General features: G+C 71.1%; 4 protein-coding genes and 2 CRISPR repeat arrays. All 4 genes read right to left on the bottom strand.

What is annotated here, in order from left to right; genetic code table 11:
* Positions 1–492: 492 nt before the first annotated feature.
* The 4 genes from ACFWXO_RS44185 to ACFWXO_RS44170 all read right to left on the bottom strand — a co-directional run bounded on the left by ACFWXO_RS44185 (position 493) and on the right by ACFWXO_RS44170 (position 8435).
* Positions 493–1056, bottom strand: a complete 564-nt coding sequence (locus ACFWXO_RS44185) for a hypothetical protein (RefSeq protein ID WP_380532633.1) — start codon at positions 1054–1056, stop codon at positions 493–495.
* 498 nt (positions 1057–1554) lie between these two features.
* Positions 1555–2094 (bottom strand): transposase, encoded by a 540-nt coding sequence (locus ACFWXO_RS44180; protein WP_380532635.1) that lies wholly within the window; start codon positions 2092–2094, stop codon positions 1555–1557.
* Positions 2091–2630, bottom strand: a complete 540-nt coding sequence (locus tag ACFWXO_RS44175; RefSeq protein WP_380532630.1) for a winged helix-turn-helix domain-containing protein — start codon at positions 2628–2630, stop codon at positions 2091–2093. The genes ACFWXO_RS44180 and ACFWXO_RS44175 overlap by 4 nt, the downstream gene beginning before the upstream one ends.
* Positions 2631–2730: 100 nt before the next feature.
* A CRISPR array of direct repeats spans positions 2731–6297; the repeat unit is 29 nt; unit sequence CGGGTGACCCCCACGTGCGTGGGGAGGAG.
* Between the two features lie 215 nt (positions 6298–6512).
* Positions 6513–6785: a CRISPR direct-repeat array (repeat unit 19 nt; unit sequence CGGGTGACCCCCGCGGGTG).
* A gap of 849 nt (positions 6786–7634) precedes the next feature.
* Positions 7635–8435, bottom strand: coding sequence for a hypothetical protein (locus tag ACFWXO_RS44170; RefSeq protein ID WP_380532627.1), 801 nt, complete (start codon positions 8433–8435; stop codon positions 7635–7637).
* Between the last annotated feature and the right edge of the window lie 154 nt (positions 8436–8589).

Below are 8589 nucleotides of genomic sequence, written 5' to 3'. Positions count from 1 at the left end.
GGCCCCATTCCTCGTTCGTCAGATCACCCCGCCCCATGCCGGGCACAACGAGCCCGGCATGGAGAAGTCACATGATCCGCCGGACAGAACCTAGGGCGCGGGCGGCGGCGACGGCTGACCGCCACGGGGACGGGGAGGTGGTGGTGCCGGTGACCTAGCCTCGGCTGGCGAACGGCTGACCCCCACGGGTGTGGGGAGGGGCAGCCATCGGCGTCCGCGCCGCTGAACCCCCGCGGGTGATCCCCACGGACGTGGGGAGGAGGCCGGCGACGAGCCGTTCCCCGGCGCGGGCTACGGCTGACCCCCACGAGCGTGGGGAGGAGGATCCCTACCGGGCCGAGGCGACCGTCCAGTCCGGCTGACCCCCACGAGCGTGGGGAGGAGGGCTCCGTCTGATAGCACAGCTACACGGGCGACGGCTGACCCCACGAGCGTGGGGAGGAGCGGCAATCCGTGGGGTGGAGCGCAGGCGGGGGCCCCAGTCACACCACGTCAGGCTGTGGACTGGCCGTCAACCTTGTACTCCTCGGTGGGCATCGAGTCCCATTCGGTATTCGCGCCGTCGCGCGTCACCATGAACAGCGGACGCGATCGGAGGACCTGCCCGACCAATTGCCCGCGCAGGACAACCCCGGGATCATCCGGTCCCGCGTAGCCCTCGGGCGTGTAGCGAAGATGCACGTCCATTGCCTCGGCATAGGCGATTGCGTCGTTCTCCAACTCCGACAGGTCCCTCCCGACCAGTGGGAGTCCGTCGTACGTGACCTGCGGACCGTGCATGGCGTCGGAAGCGATGCAGAACAACCCCACGGTTTGGCTCACATAGGCCGTGACGGCAGGTGGTGAAGGAGCCACCCCGCGACAGTAGACCTCGACCTTCCAGGTCGGCGAGAAGATCGCGTGGTGCCGTGCGCACTCGCCGACCTTCGTCTGGCCGAGTACCCCAGCCGCCTCGACCACTTCGTCGACGGTCATGCCGAACCGGAGCGGTCCGACGCCGAGAGCCGGCGAATAGGACCACTCGCCTCGTTCGGCGGCTCCGGTCTTGAACGCCATAGTTGCTCCTCTAGAGACACCTGAGACCTGCAGCTGTCCCATCATGCCAACCGCCGACCAGCGGTCTGCCGGGTGCCGCGCAGATCACTCAGAGTGAGTTTCATCTGGGCGCGGCCGCGAATTCGCGACACCTCAACATGCGCGCCTACCAGTCTCACGCCCCGACCTCCGCGGGCGCGGGGAGGAGTTGCCCGGTGATCGGGTTGTCGCGCTCGGCCGCGGCTGACCCCTGCTCGTGCGGGGAGGAGCCGGCGAGCTGAACCGTCTTCTCGATCCGGTCCGGCTGGCCCCCGCGGGTGCGGGGAGGAGCGCTGGTCGACCAGCTGCCGCTCGCGGTGGCGCGGCTGACCCCTGCTCGTGCGGGGAGGAGGCGTCGGCGACGGTGGCGCGGGGCATCGGTGACCGGCCTACCCCCGCTCGTGCGGGGAGGAGAAGGCCAAGTCCTGGAACCCCGACGCCGGGGGCGGCTGACCCCCGCTCGTGCGGTTACTGAGGTTCTCAGGGCGGAGTCGGTGGAGCGAGTGACAGACCGGTGCCGGCCAGACATCCTTCGATGAGGGGCGACTGGAGCTGGATGTGTCGCAGGCCCCGGCGGAGGGTGCGGGTGAGGTGGTCGGCGTCGGTGAAGGCGGTGTTCGCCATCGGGCCGCGTCGCAGGAGCGACCAGAAGCCTTCGACGGGGTTGAGGTCGGGTGCGTACGAGGGCAGCTGGAAGACGGTCAGCCAGTCGTGCTCGGCCGCGTACTGCTTCATGCCGGCGGCCAGGTGCGTGTTCAGGTTGTTCCACACCAGGACGACCGGGCCGCCGAGCTGGATGTGCGCGCGGACGGCGAGGTCGCGGTAGTCGGTCCAGGCGAAGCTCTTGCGGGCCCCCTTGAGCGGGTGGTGGAAGCGGGGCCGGTAGATCATCCTGCTCTTCTCGCCGGGCTTGTAGCAGCACAGGGCGGCCACCGAGATCCGGCGACGGGAGCGTCCACGGACACGGACGACGGGCGTGTGTCCGCGCCGGCCCCAGGTGCGGGCGCGCGGCGGCGTCATCGCGAACCCGGCCTCGTCCTCGAAGACGATCCAGGCCCCGAGCGCCGCCGCGGTGCTTTTACCCGCGGCCACACCTCCTGCTTCCACAACTCCACCGCGTGCTCGTCCCGCTCCAGCGCTCTGCGGGCCGGGGCCTGCCAGGACCAGCCGTGACGCTTCAGCAGGCGCCACACGGTCGCGATCGACAGTCGCATCCGGAACCGTCGGCCGATCACCGCCTGGACCCGTGCCAGGGTCCACCGCTGATCCTCGAACCCGTGAGCAGCAGGCCCTCTGCCCAACTCCTCTTCCAGCTCGACGAATTGGGCCGCCGACAGCTTCGGCACGCCCGCCGGCCCTGACGAGCGCAGGGCCTCGGTGCCGCCCTCACGCCAGGACCGTCGCCAGCGCTCCACCGACCGTTCGCTCACCCGCAGATCACGGGCGATCACCGAGGTCTTCTCACCGGCCTCGAACCGGCCGGCGGCTTCCAGCCGCACCTGTTCACGAAACGCCCGCCGCTCAGCGGTCAGGCCCCCACCCTGCGCGTACCGCATACCACCGGCATACCGCAGGGATCACTAGCTGTCACTATCCGACAACAGCACGAAAACCTCAGTAGGAGGGCGGCGGGGTCTTGGGCGCGGGCGGCGGCGACGGCTGACCGCCACGGGCGTGGGGAGGAGCGCACCCCGCGCCGGGCCTCGGCCCGCGCGGCCGGGTGACCCCCACGTGCGTGGGGAGGAGACGGCGGCCATCACCTCGACGTGTCCGACGACCGGGTGACCCCCACGTGCGTGGGGAGGAGAAGGAGGAGGGGGTGCGACCGTTGGCGTGGTACGGGTGACCCCCACGTGCGCGGGGAGGAGGGTCCGTGGCGGGACTCCCCGGTGGGCGGCAGCGGGTGACCCCCACGTGCGTGGGGAGGAGATGGCCGCCGCCGCCAAGGACCTGGCCACCGCCGGGTGACCCCCACGTGCGTGGGGAGGAGTTCCTGGCTTCACGCCTGGCTTCACGGCGGGCCGGGTGACCCCCACGTGCGTGGGGAGGAGGAGCGCGCCTCCCTCGCCGCGGGCGACGCCCACGGGTGACCCCCACGTGCGTGGGGAGGAGGGCCTTCACCTTCTCCTGGTCGGCTGTACCGTCGGGTGACCCCCACGTGCGTGGGGAGGAGGCGACCGCGCGGCGGAAGCCGTCGAGCAGCTGCGGGTGACCCCCACGTGCGTGGGGAGGAGATCCACGTCCTGCCCGCCAGCATGGACATGTGCGGGTGACCCCCACGTGCGTGGGGAGGAGCCGCCGGGGCTGTCCCGAACGCTGTTCTGCAACGGGTGACCCCCACGTGCGTGGGGAGGAGGCGCACAACCAGCTGAACGACGCGATCGACCACGGGTGACCCCCACGTGCGTGGGGAGGAGACCAGGGCGACCATGAACAGGCCGCCGACCCACGGGTGACCCCCACGTGCGTGGGGAGGAGCCGAACCCGAGCCGCAGCCGGTCCCGCCGGAACGGGTGACCCCCACGTGCGTGGGGAGGAGGGGCCGTGGCCGAAGCCCTTGAGGGTGACGATCGGGTGACCCCCACGTGCGTGGGGAGGAGTGCTCATCGAGCTGGGCGCGATCGGCGCCGGCCGGGTGACCCCCACGTGCGTGGGGAGGAGGCATCCCGGCGACCTTGACACCGCTCAACTCCCGGGTGACCCCCACGTGCGTGGGGAGGAGCGGACCGCGCGGACGCCTCCAGCCTCGGCCGCCGGGTGACCCCCACGTGCGTGGGGAGGAGTGCTTCTTCGGCGCCGCCTTCGGGAGCCGGCCCGGGTGACCCCCACGTGCGTGGGGAGGAGCGCCAGTCGTCGCTGAACGAGAAGCCGCCGTACGGGTGACCCCCACGTGCGTGGGGAGGAGGGCCGGATCGAGGACCTGATGTCCGGGCTGTCCGGGTGACCCCCACGTGCGTGGGGAGGAGGCGCCGAGCACCGAGTCCTTGATCGGGGCGGGCGGGTGACCCCCACGTGCGTGGGGAGGAGCTGGTCGCGCGTTTCGGTGTCGCCGAAAATCTCGGGTGACCCCCACGTGCGTGGGGAGGAGACCGGCCGCAGGCCGCTCACCCACTACCCGGCGGGGTGACCCCCACGTGCGTGGGGAGGAGGTGCCCCGCCGGGCGTTGAGGAGGCTGGGATACGGGTGACCCCCACGTGCGTGGGGAGGAGCCGCGGACGGCCGCGGCCGCGCTTCGGGGGCGCGGGTGACCCCCACGTGCGTGGGGAGGAGCTCCTCGGCTACCCGGCTCCGGGCCTTGGCGGCGGGTGACCCCCACGTGCGTGGGGAGGAGTCGTTCCGGCTCGCCCATACCCGGCCGATGATCGGGTGACCCCCACGTGCGTGGGGAGGAGCATCACGCGGATCCGGTCGCGGCGTTCGCGGACGGGTGACCCCCACGTGCGTGGGGAGGAGACGCTGACCACCACTCAGGCTTACCTCGCGGTCGGGTGACCCCCACGTGCGTGGGGAGGAGTCGGAGACTCCCCGCACGGCCAGCTCCGGGGCCGGGTGACCCCCACGTGCGTGGGGAGGAGGAGGCCTTCCAGCGACTCCACGCCAACGCGTACGGGTGACCCCCACGTGCGTGGGGAGGAGCCGCAGGCCGCCACCGCCCACGCAACGCTGAACGGGTGACCCCCACGTGCGTGGGGAGGAGATGACCACCGCCCGCCGCCCGCTCGGCCCCGGCGGGTGACCCCCACGTGCGTGGGGAGGAGGCCGTGGGGTCGTCCACCATCGTCGAGCATGCCGGGTGACCCCCACGTGCGTGGGGAGGAGCGAGCCTGGGCAACCGACCGCCGAACCACCGACGGGTGACCCCCACGTGCGTGGGGAGGAGTTCTCCTTCGAGGGGTGGGGCACGCGCTTGCTCGGGTGACCCCCACGTGCGTGGGGAGGAGCCCGGTCGTGCCCCGGGGGCACCGCGCACGTCCGGGTGACCCCCACGTGCGTGGGGAGGAGTTCGCCTGGGCAACTCCCTTGGCCGTCTCCGCCGGGTGACCCCCACGTGCGTGGGGAGGAGCAGCTGATGCTGGAACTGAGCGCCTTGTGATCCGGGTGACCCCCACGTGCGTGGGGAGGAGATGCGACCGCCCGAAGGCAACGGCCAGGCGCTCGGGTGACCCCCACGTGCGTGGGGAGGAGAAGTTGGCCCGTGGTGCGAAGGGTCGCACGCCCGGGTGACCCCCACGTGCGTGGGGAGGAGCCGCGCTACCTACGACGGTAGACCACGGGGGGCGGGTGACCCCCACGTGCGTGGGGAGGAGTCAGCCCTCGACGTCCCGACCAACGCGATCCGCGGGTGACCCCCACGTGCGTGGGGAGGAGGGCCCTGACGGTCTTCTAGGTCACACGGTCCACGGGTGACCCCCACGTGCGTGGGGAGGAGCGCATGAGCCGCTGGTTGGACTCGATGAGCGCCGGGTGACCCCCACGTGCGTGGGGAGGAGCACTTCGGGATGCCGTCCTTGGTCATGTCCTGCGGGTGACCCCCACGTGCGTGGGGAGGAGAGCCCCTGCCTCAGCCCGGCGCTCTCCACCCGCGGGTGACCCCCACGTGCGTGGGGAGGAGAAGCCCGGGGAACTGCTGGTCGGTGTCGACGCCGGGTGACCCCCACGTGCGTGGGGAGGAGGTCGACAGGGGAAACGCCGGCCTGGCAGACGACGGGTGACCCCCACGTGCGTGGGGAGGAGCCCAGTATGTCGACGCCGCCATGCGCAAGTACCGGGTGACCCCCACGTGCGTGGGGAGGAGGATACCCCGGAATTCAGCTACGGCATGCCCGACGGGTGACCCCCACGTGCGTGGGGAGGAGCGCGCCCAGGCCTACCGCGACACCGCCCGGCGCGGGTGACCCCCACGTGCGTGGGGAGGAGCGGGTCGCCGTGTTGAGAACCGCGGCTTCGAGCGGGTGACCCCCACGTGCGTGGGGAGGAGCCTCGCGTCACGTTGGCCGCGCGCAGGTGGTCCGGGTGACCCCCACGTGCGTGGGGAGGAGGCCATCCGCGGCTCGGCCTTGTCCACACCTGGCGGGTGACCCCCACGTGCGTGGGGAGGAGCCCGGCGAGTACCCGTACGAACCGGGCGTGGGCGGGTGACCCCCACGTGCGTGGGGAGGAGCTTCAAGCGATCCAAGAGGCGAGACGACTAGACGGGTGACCCCCACGTGCGTGGGGAGGAGGCTTTCCGACCTGCGGCGCAGCAGTGCCTTTGCCGTTTCTTGACCATGTTGGATGGTCGGCGAGAGGGGTGGATGGTGGTGGTCTGTTGAGGTGTCAAGGGGCTGTGTTCATCGTGCCACCTGTCGGTGGTTCCTCGCCGGGAGGTGGCTGATCTTCCCGAGGCCCGCCCGTGCGGGGAGGAGCGCACGAAGGCCTTTCCGGACTGCTCAAGAATCGGCTGACCCCCGCGGGCGTGGGGAGGAGTCGGCGGCCTCCCCGATCTCCTGAGGAGTTACCGGCTGACCCCCACGAGTGCGGGGAGGAGGAAGGACCCCGATGGTCCGGCGCTGGTTTTCTCGGGTGACCCCCGCGGGTGCGGGGAGGAGCTGCGGTCTCCGGGTCGCGGCGGGTCCGGGGACGGGTGACCCCCGCGGGTGTGGGGAGGAGCTCCAACTCCTGGCGGAGGCCCCGTTCCTCGGCGGGTGACCCCCGCGGGTGCGGGGAGGAGGCTTCCGGCCTGAGGTGCAGCATGGCCTTTGCTGTTTCTTGACCATGTTGGATGGTTGGCGAGGGGTGGTTGCTGTGGTGTGTTGAGGTGTCAAGGGGCTGTGTTCATCGTGCCACCTGTCGGTGGTTCCTCGCCGGGATGCGGCTGATCTTTCCGAGGCCCGCCCTTGCAGGGAGGAGATCGCCTATGACGGGCTGAACGTTGCAAGGGACGGCTGACCCCCGCGGGGATGGGAGGAGTCCATGGCGCCGCCGAGGCTGACGATCCGGCACGGCTGACCCCGCTCGTGCGGGGAGGAGACCGCCACCTGAGCAAGGGCGCCCGCACCGTCGGCTGACCCCCGCGGGCGTGGGGAGGAGCGACCGCAACGCGGTGACCTCCGTCTACAGCGACTGACCCCCACGTGCGTGGGGAGGAGGCCGACCCCAGCGACTCCATCGCGTCGAGGAACGGGTGACCCCCACGGGCGTGGGGAGGAGGTCTGCCGGCCGTCAGGCAGCGTGATCCGGGACGGGTGACCTCCACGGGCGTGGGGAGGAGATCTCCACCACGGTGCCGTCCCGGGGTTCGAGCGGGTGACCCCCACGGGCGTGGGGAGGAGTACCCACGGACCTGGACGCCACCCAGCTCGACCGGCTGACCCCCGCGGGTGCGGGGAGGAGGTGGAGAACGCGGCAGCCGCGGCCCCGGACACCGGCTGACCCCCGCGGGTGGGTGTCGGCGTACCCGTGAATATGCCCAGCCAGGTACGGAGGAACGTGCTCAGTTATGCCCGCCGACCGGCCTCGATCGACTGCCGCGAGATGGCTTGGTTGGCATGGCCGAGGTCGCAGGGAGGTTGCTGGAGGATCAGAGCGCGAGTACCGGCCGGGTGGAGAAGTCCTCGTACATTTCTTCGCCTTCCGGGCTGTAGACGAACTCGGTGGCGAGGAAGGGGTTGCGGTTGGCCGTGGCCAGGGGCAGCCATCCCAGCAGGTGGCCGTAGCCGCCGCACGCTGACTCGCCGCCGTCGCCGCCGTGCACCGCGGTGACGTCACTCGTCAGCTCGGTCCGGTACGTGTCGTAGGCGATGCGCAGGCCCAGGGCGTTCGGTCGATGTTGTGGACCGGTGGGATCGTCATAGGGGATCCGGTCGAGGGGACAGTCGTTGCCCCATCGGAACAGGGTGCCCGCGCCGGCTCCGCAGGCGTGTTCCCATTCATCGGAGCTCGGCATCCGCAGGCCGCGAGCCGCGAGCACGGCCGGCATGTCGGTGGGAGACTCGGTCAGGTTCTCGTCCTCCACCGCCATCAGCACCGTCGCCAGGGTGACGTGCCGGCGCGGACTGAGCACAAGACCAAGGTGGGCCCGCAGATCGGGGCCATACCCGAAGCCCTCCTCCAGGCTCTCCTGGTAGTCGGTGGCCTGCTCGGACGTCGGTTGCCAGGTGTCGAGGTTGAAGCCGAGCGTCACCGTGCCACCCGGCACCAGGGCGAATTCCTGTGCATTCCGTTCGATCCGGACGCGGTGCATCCGGGCGCCGAGGTGCTCGACGACCTCGACGGTAACCACGCGGCCGCCTGCCAGATCAGCTGCCTGTTGTGCGACCTGGCGGGCGGTCGAAAGGTCGAATGACCGCCACTGGTCAAAGGTGAGGTCGGCGAGAGACATGCGCCGCAGTCTTCCACGCAGGCCTGACAGAGCCCGTGTCAGGGCCGCCCGCAGGGATAGCCTCAGAAGCGATTCCCAAACCGAAGGTAGGGTCACGTTTTCCCAGGTGAGGTATGTGGCCGTCTGTCGGTAGGCATGCTCGTGCCGTCGTGTG

The organism is Kitasatospora sp. NPDC059088 (genome assembly GCF_042738155.1).
Taxonomy (GTDB): Bacteria; Actinomycetota; Actinomycetes; order Streptomycetales; family Streptomycetaceae; genus Kitasatospora.
Note: the sequence above shows the minus strand (reverse complement) of the source record. Positions and strands in the feature narration are given on the sequence as shown.

Coding starts and splice junctions, on each gene's coding strand:
- ACFWXO_RS44185 (WP_380532633.1), bottom strand. CDS start 1,056: ATGGCGTTCAAGACCGGAGCCGCCGAACGAGGCGAGTGGTCCTATTCG.
- ACFWXO_RS44180 (WP_380532635.1), bottom strand. CDS start 2,094: ATGACGCCGCCGCGCGCCCGCACCTGGGGCCGGCGCGGACACACGCCC.
- ACFWXO_RS44175 (WP_380532630.1), bottom strand. CDS start 2,630: ATGCGGTACGCGCAGGGTGGGGGCCTGACCGCTGAGCGGCGGGCGTTT.
- ACFWXO_RS44170 (WP_380532627.1), bottom strand. CDS start 8,435: ATGTCTCTCGCCGACCTCACCTTTGACCAGTGGCGGTCATTCGACCTT.